The sequence below is a fragment of the Clostridium sp. HCS.1 genome (assembly GCF_047900555.1).
Lineage (GTDB): Bacteria > Bacillota > Clostridia > Clostridiales > Clostridiaceae > Clostridium.
Genome location: NZ_CP170704.1, coordinates 753,916 through 775,861, shown reverse-complemented (window position 1 = coordinate 775,861; position 21,946 = coordinate 753,916). Strand labels below are relative to the sequence as shown.

Genomic DNA, 21,946 nt, shown 5'->3' with positions numbered 1-21,946 from the left:
CTGAGGCTATAAATTTAATTTATTTTTTTCTTATTTAATAATATTCCACCTGCAACCATTAAAGTTCCTATTAAAGTAACTCCTAAAGAAGATATTGGACTTCCTGTTAAAGGTAAGCCATTATTATTTTTATTTTCTTCTGGTTTTGTATTTTCTGGAGCTGTTGGATTAGCTGGTGTACTTGGAGTACCTGGATTTTCAGGATTAGTTGGTGTCTCTGGTGTACTTGGTGTTCCAGGATTTTCTGGTGTTTCTGGTGTTGTTGGATTCTCTGGTGTTGTTGGATTTTCTGGATTCTCTGGATTTTCCCCTGGGGTTTCTGGATTTTCTTCATTTGTAACAAGTCTTATATTTCCAAAGCCTGAAGTGTTAGCATAGGAAGCACCTGATGGATCACACCATGTTGCTACACTTGTTCTTTGTCCTGATTCATCAGCATTATTTACTTGAAGATCAAATCCAACTATATATCCATTCTTTGCTTCTATTTTATTTAGTGGTATAACTGCTTCAACTATATATCCCTTATCAGTTATTTTAGCTGAAGTTTTTAATCCCTCTGGCTTATAACCTGAAACAGAAACTTCATTATCAAAATTAATTCTAATTTGACTGTCATCTTCTTGGTAGCTTGAACTCTTATTATTATTTTGATCTAAGAATATTTCTACTGAATCTTGCTCCCAAGCATTTGCATTAGCTTTATTTAAAACTGAATCTGTTACATCAGCAATTACATATAAATTGTTCTTGTCCCACATAGTTCTAACCTTTGCTATTGCACCATCTTTGCCTTCCACCCATACATCTGTACTAAATTCTTTAGCATTATTCCATAATTCATCAAGGTCCCCATCTATAACTGGAGTTCCATAAATAGCGTCTTCAATTTTAGATTCATTACCTAGTTTTAAGTCCGCAAAATATTTTTTGTTAGTATCTTGAGAATTAGAATAATCATTTAGTACAACAATTGAATTTTTATCTCCAGAAGTATTATAATCACTTACTCTAAAATCAATACCAATAACCTTGTCATAAGCTAAATCAGCAGCTAAAGGAATTTTCTTATAAACTAAATATCCATTATCCTCTTTAATTGCTTCACTAGACTTAATTGTAAGATGAATATCATCTTCTAAATAGTTTCCATTATCATTATTTAAATCAATAAATAATTCAAGACTATCCTTATCATTTAAAGTACTATCATTGATATGAGCTTTAATATATAAATTATTGTTGTCCCACATTATTTGAGCTTTTCCTGTGGCACCCTTTATTCCTTCAAAGAATGTATTTATATCTATTGATCTAACTGTTGACCAAATCACATCATCCTTATCCTTTGGTGTTCCTTGTACAGCTTGTATTTTTTCTATATTAATTTCTGCATTTTTAGGATCTACTATAGAATAAAATGCAGGTTTTGCTTGATACTTTCCATTAAATAATAAAGGTTTAGAGGATTTATACCATGATGTATCATCAATAACTCCCCAAAGCACAACTGCACTTATTGACTCCTTGTGTGCTCTAAGAACATCAAATACTTGTTTATAATATCTTCCTTGTTTTAATAAAACATCTTTAGTTACAGCTTCATTTTCTGCACCCATTCTTACATCTAATTCTGTAACTTGAAGCTCTATTCCAGGTATAGATTCATACTTTTCTATAGATGCACTAATATCTGACATAGAAATATCTGAAGTTAAATGCATTTGAAGGCCTACTCCATCTATTGGTACTCCTTCTGATTTTAAAGTTTTAACTAATTCATATAATTTATTAGTCTTTGAATTATTTCTTTCTATATTATAATCATTTATAAATAATTTTAATGATGGATCAACTTCTCTAGCAGTTTCAAAGGCTACTCTTATATAATCTAATCCAGCTATTTGATACCACTTTGAATTTCTATATTCTCCATTATCATCAATAACTTCATTAACTACATCCCAGTATTTAATTGGACTACCTGAAGCTGCAGTACCATACTTATCTTTATAATGATTTAATATTGTTCTTATATGAGTTCTTTCTCTTTCTAATAAAAGCTCCTTACTTGCTAATTTGTCAGGATTATCTTTATCTTGGAAGAACCAATCTGGAATTTGGCTATGCCATACTAAAGTATGTCCTCTCATTATAAGATTATTAGCCTTTGCATAATCCACTAGCTTGTCAGCTTGTTCAAAAGTAAATACTCCTTCTTCTCTTTGTAAGCTTTCTGGCTTCATATCATTTTCTGCAGTAATTATATTATAGTGTTTATCTACAAGTTGTTCAGTAAGACTATTATTTCCAAAATCCCATGGATTCACAGCTCCACCTATTAAAAAGTCATCTTTAAAACTTTCATATAAGCTTGGAATACCTTGCTCTATTTCCATAGGTACAGCTGGTAATTCCCCTTCAATCTTAACATTATCAATATAATAAGAAGGTAAATCTGCATTTGGTGCTTCAAAATATATACTAGGTGCTTCTGATAATTCTTCTGGTATATTCATAGTTCCCTTTATTTCTGTCCATTCACCCTTTTTAGCCTTAACTTCACCAACTGTTTCATAGCCTGGCTTAAAGGTAGCCTTTATAGTTTCTTCTTCATTTTCACCTTCATTATACATAACCCAAAGGCTTACATCATAGCTTTTTCCTGGTAGCACCTTGTCTGTTAAATTATAACTAGGTGCAGCCCATGCAGCTCCTCTTTCAGAAACTTTTAAACTATGACTTCCTTCATAATAGAATTCACTAGAGCTTTCAAGGTTTACTGTTCCTTGCTTATCCCATCCAGTAATTCCATTTTCAAAAGTTCCATTAGAAACTATATTTCCCTTATCTACAGGTGTAACATCTGTAATTATTAAATCATCTATATAGAATTCTAAATCTACAGTACTTGATTCCACATAAATATCAAGTTTAGTTAGTTCTCCTGTATAATCTAAGGTATAACTTCCTCCAACTGTAGTCCATGTATCTTCATTAATATCAGCTGAAGATATATTTGAGTAAGATGAAGAGTTATCTATTCCTTTTTCCATAGATAAAATAACATTCTCTGCTTTTCCTAAAGCTTTTTGTCCAGCAACAGCCTTAACTTTTACAGAAATGTTGTAAGTTTTGCCCTTTTCTAGTATATCTTTCACACTATAGGCTGGACCATTCCAATTTTGAGTTCTTCCTGTAACTTTTAAGCTATACTCTCCATCTGCTGCTTTGGTTTCCTTAGTTACTTCAAGCTTTACATCCCCCCTAGGATTCCACTTGCCTTGTTGTCCGTCTTCAAATGAGCCATTTCCAATTAGATTTTTAGTACTTTCTGCAAATGCTTTTGTTTGCACATTTGAGAAAATACCTAAGATCATAAATAAAGCTGTAAGCATATTTAAGACCTTAAACTTTTTACTTTTCCTCATAAAATCACTCCTTTATACGTTTACAAGAAAATTATATCTTTCCTATTAACATTATCCATATATTGTAAATAAATAGATATAAATTCAGTATTTTTAATAATTTTATTGTGATTTTATGGTAGTTTTAACTAATTGTAAATTTATACCATATATTATATATTTTTTGTGACTTTTTCCAAAACTCATATAAAAATTAGTATTTTTCTTAATCCCATCCTAATAATTGTTTTTCTAACTCTTCATAGCCATATCTCCTTACATTCCACTTACTATTAACAAGATAACTAGCTCTATTAAGCACATCCTATAGCTATTAAGAATAAAGTGATTATATAGATGATTCTCTTAGGAGGTATAATGATTAACTTCTTCTCAATTACTGGTACTATAACAACCATAGAGGACTTTTGGATCAATGAATCACAGGAAAACTTGGGCTGCTATAAACTAATATCCCTTCAGGATGATAATGGGAATCCAACTAATTTTGTGGTGTCTCCCGAAACCTATATTTTGAATAATGAAATACTTCTTCCAGGTGATAGGGTAACAGGCTATTATGATGGCAATGCTCCTGTTCCACTAATTTATCCTCCACAGTACAGAGCTCTTGTTATGCACAAAACCAGCTCCTTTCCCAATATCAAGGTAAGTTATTTCAATTCTAATCTCACTAGCAGTGATAATCAGCTTAAACTCAATTTATCTTCTTCTACACTGATAGTTATTAGAAATGAACAGATATTTTCTCAGGATCTAGCTAATCACAATCTTATTGTTATTTATGGAGCAACTACAAGAAGTATACCGGCTCAGACTACACCTTTTAAAGTTATTGTACTATGTTAGCACAATAGGCGATGGAATTTTGACTATCGCCTATTATATTTTCTTTATATATATTTCTATTAATTATTATTGGTCATCCCATCCTAATAATTTCTTTTCTAGCTCATCATAATCATATTCTCGACCTTTAAAATTATCGAACTTCAATTTTTTATTACCAGAATAACTTATTTTATTTCCATAAGAGTTATTATTTTTACTTTCATCTGACTTTACTATTTTTTGATTTAAATAAACTTCAAACTTCTCTCCAAATAAGGTAAATGGAGTTAAGTATTGCTCAAAGATCGTTCCCTTCCAAGCTTTAACCTTTTTATCTATAACAGTTTTAAAATCCTCAATGGTAAATCCATCTTTTAATCTAGCCTTCACTAAATTAACAGTCTTAGTATTACTTGCCTTATACATAACACCAACCTTAGAATTTAAATAATTAATTATACTACTTACCTTATCTTTTATATTATTATATATATTAGTTAATATAGTAGATGAATTATTTAATAGATGAGTATTTGTTGAACATTTCTCTGTATAGCCCCTATGATTATTTGAGTACACCCTCTCTTCTTTTTTATAATTAGAGTCTTCAAAATCCTTCAAATAATCTATTCCTTGTATATTATTTTGAATATCCTCTTCATTATTATCTACAACCTTATTAGAATCTTCTTTGTTATCTTCTCCATTATAAAATTTATTTTCTTCATTATAGTAAAGAGTAGCTTGTCCCATAGTTGAAGTATAATCATTGGAAAAACTATCAGCAGATTCTTTACTATTAAATTTAGTGGTAAGGTAATTGGTAGATTCTCCATCATTATAATTGCTAATAGTATTATGCTGGTATATATCTTGTCCTATTCTTGAAACATTAGTAGCATCGTAATAACCAATAGCTTGTCCGCCCGTAGAATCACTGTCATTACTAGCGTTACTATCATTATTATTACTATCATTATTATTCTTAATATATAATAGCTCCCTATATTTTTCCCCTAAAGCATAATAAGAAAAGGTTCCACCTTCCTTTTTAGTATAATGAGATAACACACCTAAATCCCTTAGCTTTAACATTCTCATCATAATGGATCTCTTTCCTAAACCTAAGAAAGGTAATTCATTTTCTATATTTTGATAACTTATCCAATAGTAATTAACTCCTTCTATTACTTCATAGTTCATTCTTCCACTTTGCCTAAAATCATCAAAGAACCTAAGTATAGTAACATCCTTAACATCTAAATCTAACTCCATAATCTTTTTAACTGAATACCCTAAAAATGAAAATTGCATATTTAATAACCTCCATAATTCTTAATCTTGAATAACCTGTCATTAAATAAGTACCCAGTTTATAAGAAAATTGAGAAAAATTTTTATAAAAAATAAAAAAATATTGTAAAAGCAAAAAGAAGTTAGAATCAAACTAACTTCTTAAAAATTTTTAACCTAATGGTAAAACCTCAACTATTTCCATAAATACAGCAGTTGAAGCATCCTTTAATTGTGCTTCTTTTACTAATTCATTTATTTTATTTTCATCTGTAACAGTCTTCAATAATACTCTTGCACCTTGATTTCTTAAAGCTTTATCTTCAGCTTCAGGATTATGAGCAAATAATGTTAGAACAGCTATTTGTCTTTCTAACATATTCTTCTTAGTATTACCTTCTGTAGCTATGTTAAATACTAAAGTGTTATCATTAACTAATCCTGGAATTATAGTTGCTGCATTTGGAGTTCCATCTTCATTAGTTGTAGAAACAACAACTGCTGCTGCTTTACTTGCATTATTTTTTAAAATTTCTTTTACCTTTGCTTCATCCCATGAACTTTGTTGATAATAGAATTCTGTAGATGCTTTAGAAATAGTATCTACATTAGCTGTAACAGCTTCAGTTTCTTTCTTTTGTGAACAAGCCATCATTGATAATGCCATTGTTCCCCCTAGTAGTAATGCAATCAATTTCTTTTTCATTTTTAACCACCCCTGTAAATTTTATGTAATCCTAATCATTATACAAACTTCCTCCTCTTTTTACAACAAAATATTCATTTTATTTGTATTTTATTTAACAATTTTTTAGATGCTAAATAAATTTATAGTATAGATTTCTTGTAATGTGCAAAGGAATCCCACTTGCTAAGCAATATAATAGTAAGTTCCTTTTTTAGATACTTTTCCCTTTAATTCTAATATCATTACATTATTAATTAATTCATCTGAATTTAAATTAATTACACTAATTAAATTCTCTAAAGTCATTGGATTACTGGCTAATAAATTTAATATTTTTTTCTCTATTTTAGATGACTTGGTATACTTTATTTCTGAATCAATATTTTCTTTTTCTATATGGCATATACTCTTTATTAAAAGTTGCTTCTTACTTAAGTACACCTTTTCTCCATCTAATATAAGTTTATTACTTCCCTTACTTTCCATACTATAAATGTTATTAGGTACTACTAATATTTCTTTACTTTGCTCTTTCGCATATTTAGCTGTAATTAATGCTCCACTTTTTTCTCCTGCTTCTACTATTAATATCTTTTCAGAAATAGCACTTATTAATCTATTTCTTTTAGGAAAATTATGATTTATAGGAGCTGTTCCTGGTGGATACTCAGAAATAACTAATCCATCCTCTATTATCATATCCATCAGTAAACTGTGTTCTCTTGGATAACATATATCTAGACCACAACCTAAAACTGCAACTGTATATCCATTTTCTCTTATTGCAGTTGTATGTGCATAACTATCTATTCCTTTTGCCATACCACTTATTACAGGAATATTATTTTTAACTAAAAACTTAGCTGCTTCTACTGTTACCTTCTTTCCATAGTCACTACATCTTCTTGTTCCAATTATTGAAACCCCATTTAAAGAGCTATTAATCTTTCCTTTATAGTAAATTAATATTGGCATATTATTATGTTTTTTAATGTTTTCAGGAAATTTATCATTATACATACTTATTATTTCTATATTCTTTTTATAACAGTTTTCTATTATTACCTTGCTTCCCTCTAGATCTTTATTACTAACAATATTACTTGATATAGCTTCTCCAACTCCTTCAATATATTTTAAATTTTCTTTTGAAGCTTTATAAATATTTTCCGGTGTCTTAAATTTACTTAATAATCTTTTAGATGTTACAGGTCCTATTCCATTTATTTGACTCAACCAAATCCAATATAAGTTTTCATCTATCATATAACCTCTTCTTTATACAACTATCATTTTAGATTCTTCATTATCTAAATCTCTACTCATAAGAGCTTTTAATATATCCTGTTTTCTTATATTTTTAGCTCCCTCAATATCAGCAAAAGTTCTAGCTACCTTTAAATACTTATAATAAGATCTTGCACTAAATTGAAATCTGTCATAAGCCATTTGAATAATATTTTTACATTCATTATCCAAAGTACAGAATTCTCTTATCATGGCTGGAGTCATTTCTGAATTAGAATTTATCTTTTCAATACTTTTATATCTTTCTCTTTGTACACGTCTAGCTTTTTCAACGATTTCTCTTAAATCACTAGAATTCTTCCCCTTTTTATATAGTGATAAATCCATAAAATCTACGGATTGTGCATATTTTTGAATATCTATCCTATCTAATATTGGCCCAGATAATTTTTGTCTATATTTCAAAACTTCGTAATCTGTACATCTACACTTACTTTCTCCATAATATCCACAAGGACAAGGATTCATAGCTGCAACAACCATAAAATTTGCTGGATATGTATTAGTACTCTTAACCCTAGATACAGTAACAATATTATCTTCCATAGGCTGCCTCAAAGCATCTAAAGTTCTTTTATTAAATTCTGCTATTTCATCAAGAAATAAAACTCCATTATGTGCTAGTGATATTTCCCCAGGCATAGCATTATTACCTCCACCTATTAAAGCATTCATTGATGCATTATGATGTGGAGCTCTAAATGGTCTTTGAGTTATTAAACTTCCTTTATTTTTTAGCAATCCTGCAACACTATAAATTTTTGTAACCTCTAAAGCTTCTTTCTCTGTCATATTAGGTAAAATTGTAGGTATTCTCTTTGCAATCATTGATTTTCCACATCCCGGTGAACCTGACATTATGATGTTATGCCCTCCAGCTGAAGCTATAACCATATACTCTATTACCGAATCTTGTCCTTGTACATCTTCAAAATCCAATAAATATTCTCTTGTTATTTTATGTTCTTCCTTATAATCATCTAATTTTATATTATACTTACTTTTATCTTCTAAAAAGTTTAATACATCTTTCAAATTATCAAAGGCAAAAACATTTATTCCACTTACTAATGCAGCTTCTAACAAATTATCCTTAGGCACAATTATATTGTTTATTCCATTTCTTTTTGCTTCTATAACCATTGGTAGCACCCCTGAACATGGCCTTAATTCTCCATTTAAAGATAACTCTCCTATAAATCCAAAGCTATTTACTTCATCAACCTGTATTTGTAATGTTTGAATTAAGATTCCTATAGCCATTCCTAAATCAAAGTGAGATCCACTCTTTTTAATATCTCCAGGTGCTAAATTAATAACTACCTTCATTTTAGGAAAATCATATTTTTCGTGATTTATCGCTGCTTCTAATCTTTGCCTAGCCTCTTTTACCGCTGCATCTCCAAGGCCTACTATAGTAACAGAAGGCTGACCATATATAGTATCACTTTCAATATTTACTACATAAGCATCAATTCCTGATATAGCAAAACTTTTAACTACTGATGCCAACTTCATTTTCCTCCTCAGATAAATTATTTTTTATTAAACTTTCTACAAAAGTTCTATATAATAATCTAGATTCTTCGCCCTTAAAATAATTTAATATTTTTTCATACTTTAGCGCTTTTTCTTCTTTTACTCCTATAGTAATACTATAGCTACTCCACTGATAATCTTCTGGTTTTTTAACCATCTTTGCTTTTATTGGATTTAAATGTATGTATCTACAGGTTTCTAAGAATTGTGAATCATTTTCAATCACTTCTGTATAATATCTATTTTGAAAAAGATATCCTATATATCTATATTTCTTATTAAATATCTTTGCATATAAGCTATGAATCCTTGATATAAATAAAGATATATGTTTTTCATTACATTTTATAAGTAAATGAACGTGATTATCCATTAAACAATATGCATAAACTTCAAAATCTCCATTATAAAATTCTATAGCTTCTTTTATTAAACCTAAATATATTTGAAAATCTTCTTCATCTCTAAAAATATCATTTCTATGATTTCCTCTAGCAGTTATATGTAAGACTATTCCTGGCCACCATTCTCTTTTTTTATAAGTCATACCTTAACTCCACTTAGTACTTAAATGACTTCTTCTTTTTTACTATCTAAAAACTGAAATTCATCTAAAATTACATTTAAACTATGTTTCTTTTCACCTTTACTATTTACATAATTTACATTATTCAATTTTCCTTCTACTGCTATTCTTCTTCCTTTAGATAAATACTTTGCTAGTATTTCTGCTTGCTTTCCAAAAGAAACCACATTTATAAAAATAGCTTCTTTCTCTTTATTTCTATAATCATTTATTGCTAAAGTAAACTGTACATAGCTTCCTTTTTCATCTAAATTACTATAGTTTTTCAATTCCAACTCCCTAACAACATTTCCAATTAAAGTTACTCTATTCATTATTTTTACCTCCAATTAATAATCTATCTAGATTATTAACAAGAACATACATTCTTATTCAATGATAAAATAAAAAAGGAGATAAATATTATATTCTTTGCGACCTCGCAGGCTCCAAGTCGCCAGAATATAATATCTATCTCCTCATATACTGAAGGAAAGGAATTTACAAAAAATTATTTACAGGGTAATATTTTTATAAATTCCTCGTATAATAAAAAACAGGTGACTTTTTACTTTCACCTGCTAAAACAATTTTTCATTCTCTTTTATAAAATCCTTTTGCATTTCTATATAATCAACTAATGGTTTTATATTATCAAATGTTGATTCTTCTAAGGCCCTTTTATATTCATCTGAAGATTCACCATTCATATATTTTAAATCTAACCTATTATCTAATAATTGTTTTAAATATATAAATCTGCCTATTCTACCATTCCCATCTTGAAATGGATGTATACATTCAAATTCAAAATGGAATTTTGCTATATCGTAAATTGTAACTTCCTTTAAACTATAAAAATTTTCTATAAGCGCATTTAACTTATCTTCAACTTCCCAAGGATTCGCAGTATCAAATTTAGCTCCAAGTATTCTATTTTGATATTTTTTAAATACTCCTGCTAATCCCATATCATACAATCTTGTTCTATACATTAAACTAGCATGCCATTCTTTTATCATTTCTAAAGTGAGATTTTCATCTATTTTATCTAATACCATATCAAAAGTATAGAAAGAATTAACAGTTTCTTGAACATCATCTAAAGTATGAACTCCCATTACTATATTTTTTTCAAATAAAAGTTGAAGTGCTTCTATTGTAAATGTACTTCCCTCTATTTTATTTGAATTATATATAAAATCGTATTTCAAAATTTCATTTAAAGAATTGTGAATTCCTTTTGTCTCCCTTAATACCCTTAAAAATCTATCATACTGTTCGCTCTCCATTTTTCTATATACACCTCATTACCTAATATATTTTCTTATATCTTCTATATTAAATTCCATTATATTTCTCACATTAAATATTAAGTTCTCTATTTATTATATCCTCTTTAAATTTTTTATAAAATAAAAACAGATGAATTTTTGCCTTCATCTGCTCTATTCTTGTTATGCAAAATATAATAAATACAAATTTAACTAAGAACTGATTTTTCCCGTGGTGCTTGTGAGGTGCTTTATATTCTTACTATTGAATTTAAATCAAAGTACACGTTTCTTAATCTAAAAGGACTTGGGTTAGTAAATAATAATTTTACTTTTTCAAAGTCACTTAATCTCCTATTATAGTAATATGGGAAGGTAAAACTTAATCTTTCATCCCTTATCCAATTTGGCACATCTAAATTATATATTTGTAGAAAATGATCAATTAAACTTACTGATATAATCACAAATTCTTTTTCTTTTTCATTTAATAAATCTATATTTACTTCTTCTTCATATAAACTATTAATGAAATCTTTATCTTTAAATTTTAAAATTTCCAACAATTGATTTATACTTGTATCTCTATCATTATAATTATAAAGTTCTTTTAAATACTTATTTCCAATCATAACCTAAATCCTCTCCTAAATACATAATGAATGTTCTTTGTCTTTCTCCTATTAATGATAAAGGTATATACTGAGAGACTATATTTATTAATTCCTCTTTTGTTTTAATATTTAAATCTTTACAAAGTATATAACAATCAACAAAATCTTTTGCAGGCTCTGGTCTTGCAGCTAATACTTTCATTGCTAATAATTGTTTAGCATTAGGCTTTAGAATTTGTAAATTTGAATATTGTTTAAATATCTCTTTTTCTTCTTTTATTATATACTTTAGAGGTTCTTTAATCTCTTCGTTAATCCAGTTATCTGATAAATTAAATACAAATTTTGTATCATCTAATATATTATTTAAAATACTTATGTTTATTTCACTAAATACACAGTCTATATCTCTTGTTGCTGGTCTATTATCATAAACCATTGTCATTACTGTTCCACCATAAATTGTTATTTCTAATTGTAATTGATTATCTCTTAACCTGCTATTTAAGTATTCAAAAATATCATTCAACTTTTCTTTATTAAGCAAACTAATATTAGAGAATAAATTTAAACTATCCAAACTTTTTTTCCTCCTACTAAATAACTCTATATCTATATTATACCCTAAAATATTAATCTTTTTATATTAACTTTTACCAAATAAAAAAACAGATGATTTTCCCTTTCATCTGCTTACACTATCTTATTCGCTAAACACAAATTTAACGAAGAATTTTTTTTGCCCGGGGGTGCTTGTGGGGTGCCTTGCATCCCACTTGGTTTTAAAACGTGATTTTAAGGTGGATAAGCCAAATTTAAAATGGGTAACGGATATTACAGAATTCAATCTGTTCGGTCAAAAAGTATATTTATCCCCTATTTTAGATTTGTTTAATGGAGAAATAGTAAGTTACAATATTGGATATAGACCAACTTTTGATTTAGTATCTAGTATGCTAACAAAAGCATTTGAAAATTTACCAAATAACACAAAACTAATACTTCATTCAGATCAAGGTTGGCATTATCAAATTAAGCCATATCAAAGGATGCTGAAGAAAAAAGGTATTACTCAAAGTATGTCAGGAAAAGGTAATTGCTTGGATAATGCTGTTATAGAAAATTTCTTTGGTCATTTGAAATCTGAGTTGCTATATTTACAAAAATTTCAGAGCTTAGAGCATTTTATTGAAGAACTTCATGAATATATTTATTATTACAATAATAATAGAATCAAAGCAAAGTTAAAAGGACTTAGTCCTGTAGAGTACAGAAATCAAGTCCTTCTAAATTATTAAACTTAATAATGTCTAACTTTTTGGGAGCAGTTCACTTGCATCCCACTTGCTACTTGCTCCTACTTTCTTAAAATTCTTCTATTTATTATGCTTAATACCATCTTTAACATTTCATTTTGCACCCTATCTTTTGTCATTGCAATTATACCAATATAAATTATCATACCAATTATAACTTGAATCAAGTTTGCTAATACCTTATTTTCAATTATATTCCCAATAGGCATTATTATCATTATCATTATTAATCCTGCTATAATATATTTAACTGTACTTAAGAGCATATTAGTAATCTTTAATTGTTTTCTTACTAAAATCAATTGAATTATACTTCCACTAAATTCAGCTACAATAAGTGATATAACTGCTCCTAACGCACCTAATTTAGGAATAACAATTATATTTGTTAATATACTTAGTACAGAGGATATTATAACTGATAAAGTATATTTATTTTCCTGCCTTGTAGCAACCAAATATTGAATTCCTATTATATTTGCCCAACTCACTGCAATTATTATTATAGAACTTATTGAAGCTAATTTTCCAACCTCAAAATATTCTTTTCCCAAAAACCAAGAAATTAAATTTTCAGAAACTCCCATTAACCCGAAAGCCATTGGTACTGAGATATATGAAATAAAAATGAATGCTTTTGATACAAAATTATTAATTTCTTCTTTTTTCCCATTTGAATTTAAATTAGATACTCTAGGCATCAATACTGTTCCTACTGAAGTTATTAATGCCAATACTATTCTCACTATTTTTTGTGAATAATCATAGAAAGAAACTTGATCTGTAGTTGAAAAAATTCCAATTAATGTTCTGGATAACACTGTATAAACCTGAGAAGATATTTGAGGTAAAAATAAAACTAATAATGGTATTAATGTTTTTTTCATTAATTTTATATCAATTTTAATATTATAAACATATTTAGGAACATATCTCCACATAACTAGCATTCCTAAAATACTAACTAAATTATTAATAAAAATATATAGCACTAAATCCTCTGAAGTTCTTACAAATAAAAATATTCCAATTAATCCACTTAATTTCACAATCATATTTCTTATAGACACTTTTTTAAAATCCTCGAGCCCCATAAAAAACCATGAAATATCCATTACGCTACTTATTAAAGCTAAACCTTGAACTAAATATATATTTCTATATTCTTTTATAAATATGAATGAAAAAAGTAAATATGCAACAACAGATAGTATTGTTGTTGTTAATTGAATTAAATATAAACTCCAAAAAGTCTCAGTTAATTTTTCTTTGCTATCTCTTACATAAGCAATTTGCCTATTTCCATACATTTGTATTCCTAATAAACCAAATAACATAAAATAAGTTACTATTGATGAAGTATATGCATTTAATCCTGTTTGATTTGGAGAAAATATTCTTGTTAAATATGGCATCGTAATTAACGGAACTATTAATAGCATTATTTGATATATAGTATTATATATATAATTTTTCAATATACTCATATTTAACTCCTTCTATCGACTAGCTATTTATTAATCTATAAATCCGACATTTAATAAATTATAAGATATAAAATATATTTATATAAAATTTTATAAAGACCAATATTTAATATCTTTCTCTACTAATTCAATCTTATTAAATATGCCCTTAATATCCACAAAAAGTTTCCCTTTATCTTGTGAATATAACTCAATCAAGTTTTCTAATTTTATACTTCTATATTCTGAATGAGAAACTGCTACTACTATTGCATCTAAATCGCTTAATTTATTTAATTTTACTAATTCTATTCCATACTCATTATAAACCTCGTCCCTGTCTGCAACTGGATCTGAAACTAGGCATTCTATATCATACTCTTTAAGATTATTTATAATATCTATAACTTTAGTATTTCTTACGTCAGGGCAATCTTCCTTAAAAGTTATACCTAAGATAGCAACCTTTGAACCTTTGACTTTTTTATCTAATTTGATCAAATTCTTTACTATATTATCAGCTACAAACTCTCCCATTCTATCATTAATTTTTCTTCCAGATAATATTACTTTAGAATCATATCCTACTTGAGATGCTTTATATGTTAAATAATATGGATCTACACCTATACAATGGCCTCCCACTAATCCTGGATTAAATTTAAGAAAATTCCACTTTGTTCCTGCTGCTTTAAGTACAGCTTGCGTATTAATTCCTAACTTATTAAAAATTATAGAAATCTCATTTACAAATGCTATATTTATATCTCTTTGTGAATTTTCAATAACTTTAGCTGCTTCAGCAACTTTTATACTTTCAGCTCTATAAACACCTGCTTCTATGATTAATTCATAGGTAGCTGCTATTATATCTAAACTTTCCTTATCCATCCCCGATACAATTTTAGTAATAGTAGTTAATCTATGAATTTTATCACCTGGATTTATTCTTTCTGGAGAGTAGCCTACTTTAAAATCTTGTCCACATTTTAATCCTGAAAATTTCTCTAATATAGCTACGCATACCTCTTCTGTTACACCTGGATAAACAGTTGATTCATAAACAACTATAGATCCCTTACTTAAATTTCTTCCAACAATTTCACTTGCTCCAATAACTGGTGATAAATCTGGCGTACAATCTTCTTTAACTGGAGTCGGTACTGCAATAATATGAAAATTACAATTTTTCAATTTACTTTCATCTCTTGTAAAATAAACTTTTGTATTTTTTATTGCTTCATCACCAACTTCATTAGTAACATCAATACCATTTTTATATTTTTCTATTTTTGACTCATTTACATCAAACCCAACAACTGGTATTTTTTTAGCAAACTCTATTGCTAATGGCATTCCTACATATCCTAATCCTACTACTGAAACTTTTATATCATTCATTTTATTACTCCTTTATTCAAATTCACGCCTGATATTATATTAAATTAGTCCCATTATAATAACTTATATTTCTTTATCCTTATAAAATTCATTGTTAAAAATTGCTAATATAAACGGTAAAAGTATTATCCTTTGTTTATCCATAACTATTAGTGTTCCAGAACTAAATACTAGAAAAATAAACATTCCAATTAACTCTATACAATAATTAATTCTTTTAGTTACTATTAATTTCTTTATTATCTTCATTAATTTCAAAATTAATGATATATATAATAATAATCCTAGTATTCCAAAAGAGGAATAATAACCAATTATTCCAACATCTGTAGTGCTATAAATACCATATTCACCTCTAGCAATATAAAATAGTTCACTATCTTGATTAGAACCTATAAACCCACTCCCAAAAACAATATTTTCACTACCTTTTTTTATAAAATACTCTATTGCTCCTTTTCTAGCAATTGTACTTATACTGTTATCTGTATCATTAAAAGTATTAATATATTCTTTTGTTATACTTAAATTTAAAATTACAATAATTACTGATACTAATAATAAAAAACTAATTAGCAATCTTTTTATATTTCGTCCATTTCTAAATATAAACATAATTATAATGCTAATAAAAATATAAACTATTAATGCACGTGTTTGAGAAACATATACTATATATATACATCCCAAAATTACATTTAGAATATCAATTATTTTATATAAATCTTTCTTTTCTTCTCTCTTATTCAATATCCTACCAGCAGATAAAATTATAGAAAAGCTTATTATTGTTGAAGGATAAGTTAACCTAATTCTTCCCAATCTACTTTCAATTCCATTAAGTGATAATTCAGATATTTTAACTATTAATAATCCATCACTATTATATAAAATTGATTGAACTATGAAAATTATTGATAATATAAGTGAGAATATTGTTATAATTCTTTTATAACTATCATCATTAAACTTTATGTCTAAATATACTAATATATAATATAACAAAATTATATAAAAGTAATAACTCATCCATATTGTATCCATAACCGTTTGTCCATACTGTGAATAATTAATATAGCTAAGAATAGTTTCAAAAAATACTAAAATTAAAAATAGAATTATATTATTTGAAAATAAAGTTTTATCTTTTATATACTTATATCTTCTTGTTATTAAAAAGAATATTATAGTAACTATAGTGATTATAAATATAATTATTTTCACATGATATGTATTATATTTATCTATAATATCTGGAAACTTAAATAAATAAAAAAATCTAGCTTCAAGTAATAAAATAAGTAATATAATCAGTTTATAAATTCTCTTCATTATTACTCCTCAATTTATTGGTTAACATTATTCTTTTTAATATAACCATAGATTCTTTTCCATTTTTCATAACAAATAATCTTTTTTTTATTTCATTATTTAGTACATAGTTAGTACTTACATCTTCTTTATGAAAAATTTTTATTTTAGGATCAAATATTATTTTATAGTTATTAATTTTGCATAAATAGAAAAGTATGTCTTCTTCTCCATACATATAAGTTTCTGGATAAAATGCATAATCAAGATTCATAATATATAATGGAGAAAATATAATACATGAACCATGTAATTGAACATTATCCATAACTTTATTTTCATATATAACATTTTCTTTTGTTTGAATATTGTTATTTTTACCCATTGTTTTTTTTATTCTTACTCCTAAGCTATGAATCTTAAAAATATCAATAATCTTATTTTTCAAATATTGCTTAGTATAAAATTGTATTAAATTTTCTACTTCTTCTAACTTCATTCCTTCAAGTCGTTGTGGATTTTGATGAATTCCGTCAGCAGATAATATATCTGGTCCTAATAAATAAAATCTACTTTCTTTATATTGTTCTATTATTAGATTTAAAAATTCCTTTTGTTCAATTATAGTGTCATTGTTTATAGCTACTATAAATTCTGCATTATATTTTTCTTTTGCAATCTTATACCCTATATTATTGCCTTTTGCAAATCCTAAATTTTTATTATTTATTATTATTTCTACTAAATCATTCAAAGTATATCTATTAATAAGCTTCTTTCCTGAGTCATTACTCGAATTATTATCAACTACTATAATATTATAATTATTATAATTAACATTATTTAATATTGATTCAACACATTCAACAGTATCTTTATAAGACATGTAATGTAATATAACAAAACATATTTTTTCCATATAACTTATTCCCTTTTCTTATTAAATATTTGAATATAAAAATTTACTTTTTATACTATAATTACAAATTAAAATCTATTATTAAAATCTTGTATGAATTTCACTAATTATGTATCCTTTTTAACAATGATTTGAAGTGAAATAATGATAATATATAATCTATTATAGACTTAATGCTTTTATTAGCTTTTATAGCTTCATAAAAATATTTATGATAGTCATTTGTTTCTAAGGAATATACCCCTATCCTACGATAATAACTTTCTAGAAGAACCTTATTACAAGAGATTTCCTCCATATTTTTCTTCAAAATAATTTTTAATGCTTGTGCTCCATCTAAAACCTTTTTAGATATACTATTTTCTTGAACATAAGCATTAACTAGAGGCTCATTCAAAAAATATACTTTGTATTTCTTTGATAACCTAATCATCAATTCCCAATCTTGAAATCTTGGCATACTAGAATCAAACATATTACTTTTAAAACATTCTTTTTTACCAAATATAGTTGGAGTTCCTATAAAGTTTTCTTTTAGCAACTCTTTATAAATATCTTCAGACTCAATATCTCGTCCTATATAAGTTACATTATCATTATAATATTTATTAAATCCTGAGCAAACTATATCTACTTTTTTATTCTTTAATATATTAATTTGCTTTTCTATCTTACCTTGGCACCAAATATCATCACTATCATGAAACGCAATATAATCATAACTACTTAAATTTATGCCAATATTTCTTGCATTGCATGCTCCAACAGATTTATTTAGTTTTTTATAAATTATTCTAGAATCATTTAATGATTTTACTATTTTCTCAGTACAATCACTGGAGTTATCATCAATTATTATTATTTCATTTATATAATCCCCTTGATTTATTACACTTACTATAGATTCTTTTAACGTATCTGCTCTGTTATATGTTGGAATAATTACACTTACCATAAAACTACACCTCTTAAAATAATTAATCACTTAATTATTTTTTCTATATCTGTTTTGAAATTTTGACTTTTTGATATCCTTATAAATTCTTCTCTTTTCCTAATAATTTTAAATTTTAACTTTCTCGCCTGGATATAATATTTAATATTAAATCTTTCATATATAAGCATATAAACTATTAATAAAATTTGTCTTTTTAAAATATACAATTTATATTTATTCAGAAAATCATTCACATTGTTTTTCCATAGCATCATTATATGATTTCTATTTGATATACCTCTTAGAAATTCTGATTGACTTTTTCTATTCCTTATAAAATTTAATATTCCGCCATTACTACTTCCTAATCCTCTACCATGATACGCTATTGCTTTAGGATAATACATATTTTTATATCCCGCTAAATTTAATCTCCAAGATAGGTCTATATCTTCCTTATATGCAAAAAAATCCTCATCAAAATATTCATCAAAAATCTTTACTTTTTCTAATGCACTTCTTCTATACATTGGTGCTGCACCACAGACACCGAAAACTTGTTCTATCTTATCATATTGACCTAAATCCTCTTCATTTTGTCCTCTGTCTACACATCTAGTACTTTTAAACATTATTATTCCTGTACTATCTATATAATTAAGTTTTTTATCATTTTTAAAATCATACTTTAGTAATTTTCCTGACAATGCTCCAATTCTTTCATCAGATTCTATAAATCCATACATTTTTTCTATAAAATCCTCTTCCATAATAATATCTGGATTTAAAATCATAACATATTTACCTTTTGATAATTTTATTCCTTGATTTGCTGCACCTGAATATCCATTATTAATACTATTACTAATTAGAATAATATTTTCATTAGAATATTCTTCTTGCATAAAATCATATGACCCATCTTTTGATTCATTATCAATAAAAATTATCTCTAGATTTTTATAAGTTTGATTTAAAATTGAGTTTAAACATCTTCTTAAATAAGATTTATTGTTATAATTTATTATTACTAAACTTATTAAATCCATATCGTAATTCCTTATTTATTTTCATACATTTTTTCATAATAATTTTTGTAACTACCTGATGTTACGTTATTTATCCATTTTTTATTATCTAAATACCACTTAATGGTTTTAACTATTCCAACTTCAAAAGTAGTTTCTGGATACCATCCAAGTTCTTCTTTTATCTTACTTGGGTCTATTCCATATCTTCTATCATGACCTTTTCTATCTTCAACAAATTTCTTTAAGTTCTCAGTTACTTTACTATCTACATTCTCATTTATATAATTAATAACTGTATCTACTATTTGGATATTAGTTCTTTCATTATGTCCACCAACATTATAAACTTCACCAAGTCTTCCATTATTAATAACCATATCTATTGCTTTAGCATGATCTTCAACATATAACCAGTCTCTTATATTAAGTCCATCACCATATATAGGTAGGTCCTTTAATTGAAGACAATTATTAATAAGAAGTGGTATTAATTTTTCTGGGAATTGGAATGGTCCGTAGTTATTAGAACATCTTGTTATATTAACTGGCATTTTATAAGTATCTCCATATGCCTTAACCATCATATCTGATCCAGCTTTACTTGCTGAATATGGGCTATGAGGATCTAATGGAGTAGTTTCCATAAAGTATCCTGTTTCTCCAAGTGAACCATATACTTCATCCGTTGAAACATGTAAGAACTTAACTCCTTCTTTCCATCCATCTTCAGTTTCCCATGCATTTTTCGCGCAGTTTAATAAGTTTACTGTACCTAAAACATTAGTCTTCGCAAATATTTCTGGTTCCTTTATACTTCTATCAACATGAGATTCAGCTGCAAAGTGAGCTACATAATCAATTTCATATTTTTCAAATAGTGAAGATACTAATTCTGCATCACATATATCTCCTTGAACAAATATATGTCTTGAATCTCCTTCAATACTCTTTAAATTCTCTAGATTACCTGCATAAGTTAATTTATCTAAGTTTATAATTCTTATATCTTTATATTTCTTAAGCATATATAAAACAAAGTTTGAGCCTATAAAACCGGCTCCACCAGTTACTAAATAAGTTTTCATACTTCTATCTCCATTTCAAATAAGTTATAATATTATTTTTCTATATTATTCATAAAAGTTATTAAGGCATCTCGCCAATCTCTCATCTCATCACCAACAGTGCATCTTAACATCATATTATCTAAAGATGAATACTCTGGTCTCTTAGCTGAATTTGGATACATATTCTTATATTCTTCTGAAGTACATGAATTTACTTTGCAATCTCTTCCAGAAAGATTCATTATTTCTGATGCAAAGTCATACCAACTACACTCGCCTTTTCCTGTACAGTGATATACTCCATACTCTTCAGTTTCTATAAGTTTTAATATGTGATATGCTAAATCATTAGCATTTGTTGGATTTCCAAGTTGATCATTTACTACGCTTAAAGACTCTTTTTGAGCTCCTAAGTTCATCATAGTATATACAAAGTTCTTTCCTACATAGCCATAAAGCCATGCTGTTCTTACTATATAATACTTTGAAGAAAACTCTCTAACATACTCTTCACCCTTAAGCTTAGTTTTTCCATAAACACTATATGGTGCTGTTAAATCAAATTCAGTTAAAGGTGTTTCACCAACTCCACTAAATACATAATCTGTTGAAACCTGAACTAATTTTGATCCTATTTCTTCAGAAGCAATTGCTAAATTTCTAGGTCCAATAGCATTTATTTTAAAAGCTAAATCTTGATTGCTTTCACAACCATCTACATTAGTTGCTGCTGCACAGTTTATAACTACATTTGGCTTAATTTCATTTAAAACTCTTTTAACATCTTCTAATTTAGTTATATCTAATTCTTCTACATCTAAAGCAAAAACTTCAGAGTTTTTTATATTTTCATTAACTTTTCCTATTTCAGCATCACCAGTTTTAATTATCCTTTGAAGCTCATTTCCTAATTGTCCCTTAGATCCTGTTATTAATATCTTCATAGAAATTCTCC

19 protein-coding genes and 1 pseudogene are annotated in these 21,946 nt (G+C 27.0%); 2 read left to right on the top strand and 18 right to left on the bottom strand.

Annotated elements, in window-relative coordinates; all coding sequences use genetic code 11:
- Positions 1–14: 14 nt before the first annotated feature.
- Positions 15–3,431 (bottom strand): endo-1,4-beta-xylanase, encoded by a 3,417-nt coding sequence (locus ACFYH6_RS03640; protein ID WP_416179052.1) that lies wholly within the window; start codon positions 3,429–3,431, stop codon positions 15–17.
- 357 nt (positions 3,432–3,788) lie between these two features.
- On the opposite strand from ACFYH6_RS03640, the gene ACFYH6_RS03635 reads away from it, so the two are divergent.
- A complete protein-coding gene (locus ACFYH6_RS03635) occupies positions 3,789–4,280 on the top strand; it encodes a hypothetical protein (RefSeq protein WP_416179053.1) in 492 nt (163 codons plus the stop codon).
- Between the two features lie 66 nt (positions 4,281–4,346).
- Here the strand turns inward: ACFYH6_RS03635 and ACFYH6_RS03630 are convergent, their stop codons facing one another.
- The 9 genes from ACFYH6_RS03630 to ACFYH6_RS03590 all read right to left on the bottom strand — a co-directional run bounded on the left by ACFYH6_RS03630 (position 4,347) and on the right by ACFYH6_RS03590 (position 12,123).
- Positions 4,347–5,576, bottom strand: a complete 1,230-nt coding sequence (locus tag ACFYH6_RS03630; RefSeq protein ID WP_416179054.1) for a conserved phage C-terminal domain-containing protein — start codon at positions 5,574–5,576, stop codon at positions 4,347–4,349.
- A gap of 151 nt (positions 5,577–5,727) precedes the next feature.
- Positions 5,728–6,261, bottom strand: coding sequence for a pyridoxamine 5'-phosphate oxidase family protein (locus tag ACFYH6_RS03625; protein ID WP_416179055.1), 534 nt, complete (start codon positions 6,259–6,261; stop codon positions 5,728–5,730).
- Between the two features lie 165 nt (positions 6,262–6,426).
- The gene (dprA, locus tag ACFYH6_RS03620) at positions 6,427–7,509 is read right to left on the bottom strand and encodes a DNA-processing protein DprA (RefSeq protein ID WP_416179056.1); all 1,083 of its coding nucleotides are present in this window, start codon (positions 7,507–7,509) and stop codon (positions 6,427–6,429) included.
- Positions 7,510–7,521: 12 nt separating this feature from the next.
- Positions 7,522–9,069 (bottom strand): YifB family Mg chelatase-like AAA ATPase, encoded by a 1,548-nt coding sequence (locus ACFYH6_RS03615; protein WP_416246473.1) that lies wholly within the window; start codon positions 9,067–9,069, stop codon positions 7,522–7,524.
- A complete protein-coding gene (locus ACFYH6_RS03610; protein WP_416179058.1) occupies positions 9,047–9,637 on the bottom strand; it encodes an REP-associated tyrosine transposase in 591 nt (196 codons plus the stop codon). Before ACFYH6_RS03610 ends, ACFYH6_RS03615 begins: the two co-directional genes overlap by 23 nt.
- Before the next feature lie 20 nt (positions 9,638–9,657).
- Positions 9,658–9,990: a single-stranded DNA-binding protein gene (locus tag ACFYH6_RS03605; RefSeq protein ID WP_416179059.1), complete on the bottom strand. Its 333-nt coding sequence runs from the start codon at positions 9,988–9,990 to the stop codon at positions 9,658–9,660.
- Positions 9,991–10,236: 246 nt separating this feature from the next.
- Positions 10,237–10,947, bottom strand: a complete 711-nt coding sequence (locus tag ACFYH6_RS03600) for a Fic family protein (RefSeq protein WP_416179060.1) — start codon at positions 10,945–10,947, stop codon at positions 10,237–10,239.
- 233 nt (positions 10,948–11,180) lie between these two features.
- Positions 11,181–11,561: a hypothetical protein gene (locus ACFYH6_RS03595; RefSeq protein WP_416179061.1), complete on the bottom strand. Its 381-nt coding sequence runs from the start codon at positions 11,559–11,561 to the stop codon at positions 11,181–11,183.
- Positions 11,548–12,123 (bottom strand): hypothetical protein, encoded by a 576-nt coding sequence (locus ACFYH6_RS03590; RefSeq protein ID WP_416179062.1) that lies wholly within the window; start codon positions 12,121–12,123, stop codon positions 11,548–11,550. The genes ACFYH6_RS03595 and ACFYH6_RS03590 overlap by 14 nt, the downstream gene beginning before the upstream one ends.
- Before the next feature lie 175 nt (positions 12,124–12,298).
- Between ACFYH6_RS03590 and ACFYH6_RS03585 the strand changes: the two are divergent.
- Positions 12,299–12,841: pseudogene (locus ACFYH6_RS03585) on the top strand (IS3 family transposase); the annotation flags it as partial.
- Between the two features lie 59 nt (positions 12,842–12,900).
- On the opposite strand, the gene ACFYH6_RS03580 reads toward ACFYH6_RS03585, so the two are convergent.
- From ACFYH6_RS03580 to rfbD, 8 genes are all read right to left on the bottom strand, one after another.
- Positions 12,901–14,346, bottom strand: coding sequence for a flippase (locus ACFYH6_RS03580; protein ID WP_416179063.1), 1,446 nt, complete (start codon positions 14,344–14,346; stop codon positions 12,901–12,903).
- Between the two features lie 90 nt (positions 14,347–14,436).
- The gene (locus ACFYH6_RS03575; RefSeq protein WP_416179064.1) at positions 14,437–15,726 is read right to left on the bottom strand and encodes a nucleotide sugar dehydrogenase; all 1,290 of its coding nucleotides are present in this window, start codon (positions 15,724–15,726) and stop codon (positions 14,437–14,439) included.
- Between the two features lie 63 nt (positions 15,727–15,789).
- Positions 15,790–17,058 (bottom strand): O-antigen ligase family protein, encoded by a 1,269-nt coding sequence (locus tag ACFYH6_RS03570; protein WP_416179065.1) that lies wholly within the window; start codon positions 17,056–17,058, stop codon positions 15,790–15,792.
- Positions 17,042–17,956: a glycosyltransferase gene (locus ACFYH6_RS03565; protein ID WP_416179066.1), complete on the bottom strand. Its 915-nt coding sequence runs from the start codon at positions 17,954–17,956 to the stop codon at positions 17,042–17,044. Before ACFYH6_RS03565 ends, ACFYH6_RS03570 begins: the two co-directional genes overlap by 17 nt.
- 103 nt (positions 17,957–18,059) lie before the next feature.
- Positions 18,060–18,911 carry a glycosyltransferase family 2 protein gene (locus ACFYH6_RS03560; protein ID WP_416179067.1) on the bottom strand — a complete coding sequence of 284 codons (852 nt, stop codon included), beginning with the start codon at positions 18,909–18,911 and terminating at the stop codon, positions 18,060–18,062.
- A 26-nt stretch (positions 18,912–18,937) separates the two neighbouring features.
- Positions 18,938–19,942, bottom strand: coding sequence for a glycosyltransferase family 2 protein (locus ACFYH6_RS03555; RefSeq protein WP_416179068.1), 1,005 nt, complete (start codon positions 19,940–19,942; stop codon positions 18,938–18,940).
- 11 nt (positions 19,943–19,953) lie between these two features.
- Entirely contained in the window at positions 19,954–21,009 is a 1,056-nt protein-coding gene (rfbB, locus tag ACFYH6_RS03550) for a dTDP-glucose 4,6-dehydratase (RefSeq protein ID WP_416179069.1), read from the bottom strand.
- Positions 21,010–21,041: 32 nt separating this feature from the next.
- Positions 21,042–21,935, bottom strand: coding sequence for a dTDP-4-dehydrorhamnose reductase (gene rfbD, locus ACFYH6_RS03545; RefSeq protein WP_416179070.1), 894 nt, complete (start codon positions 21,933–21,935; stop codon positions 21,042–21,044).
- Positions 21,936–21,946: the final 11 nt, after the last annotated feature.

Bases quoted from the DNA above. Each gene is read 5' to 3' on its own strand.
- rfbB (WP_416179069.1), bottom strand. From the start codon at position 21,009: ATGAAAACTTATTTAGTAACTGGTGGAGCCGGTTTTATAGGCTCAAAC.
- ACFYH6_RS03575 (WP_416179064.1), bottom strand. From the start codon at position 15,726: ATGAATGATATAAAAGTTTCAGTAGTAGGATTAGGATATGTAGGAATG.
- ACFYH6_RS03565 (WP_416179066.1), bottom strand. From the start codon at position 17,956: ATGGAAAAAATATGTTTTGTTATATTACATTACATGTCTTATAAAGAT.
- ACFYH6_RS03640 (WP_416179052.1), bottom strand. From the start codon at position 3,431: ATGAGGAAAAGTAAAAAGTTTAAGGTCTTAAATATGCTTACAGCTTTA.
- ACFYH6_RS03610 (WP_416179058.1), bottom strand. From the start codon at position 9,637: ATGACTTATAAAAAAAGAGAATGGTGGCCAGGAATAGTCTTACATATA.
- ACFYH6_RS03570 (WP_416179065.1), bottom strand. From the start codon at position 17,058: ATGAAGAGAATTTATAAACTGATTATATTACTTATTTTATTACTTGAA.
- ACFYH6_RS03600 (WP_416179060.1), bottom strand. From the start codon at position 10,947: ATGGAGAGCGAACAGTATGATAGATTTTTAAGGGTATTAAGGGAGACA.
- ACFYH6_RS03595 (WP_416179061.1), bottom strand. From the start codon at position 11,561: ATGATTGGAAATAAGTATTTAAAAGAACTTTATAATTATAATGATAGA.
- ACFYH6_RS03615 (WP_416246473.1), bottom strand. From the start codon at position 9,069: ATGAAGTTGGCATCAGTAGTTAAAAGTTTTGCTATATCAGGAATTGAT.
- ACFYH6_RS03625 (WP_416179055.1), bottom strand. From the start codon at position 6,261: ATGAAAAAGAAATTGATTGCATTACTACTAGGGGGAACAATGGCATTA.
- ACFYH6_RS03605 (WP_416179059.1), bottom strand. From the start codon at position 9,990: ATGAATAGAGTAACTTTAATTGGAAATGTTGTTAGGGAGTTGGAATTG.
- dprA (WP_416179056.1), bottom strand. From the start codon at position 7,509: ATGATAGATGAAAACTTATATTGGATTTGGTTGAGTCAAATAAATGGA.
- ACFYH6_RS03555 (WP_416179068.1), bottom strand. From the start codon at position 19,942: ATGGATTTAATAAGTTTAGTAATAATAAATTATAACAATAAATCTTAT.
- ACFYH6_RS03580 (WP_416179063.1), bottom strand. From the start codon at position 14,346: ATGAGTATATTGAAAAATTATATATATAATACTATATATCAAATAATG.
- ACFYH6_RS03630 (WP_416179054.1), bottom strand. From the start codon at position 5,576: ATGCAATTTTCATTTTTAGGGTATTCAGTTAAAAAGATTATGGAGTTA.
- rfbD (WP_416179070.1), bottom strand. From the start codon at position 21,935: ATGAAGATATTAATAACAGGATCTAAGGGACAATTAGGAAATGAGCTT.
- ACFYH6_RS03635 (WP_416179053.1), top strand. From the start codon at position 3,789: ATGATTAACTTCTTCTCAATTACTGGTACTATAACAACCATAGAGGAC.
- ACFYH6_RS03560 (WP_416179067.1), bottom strand. From the start codon at position 18,911: ATGGTAAGTGTAATTATTCCAACATATAACAGAGCAGATACGTTAAAA.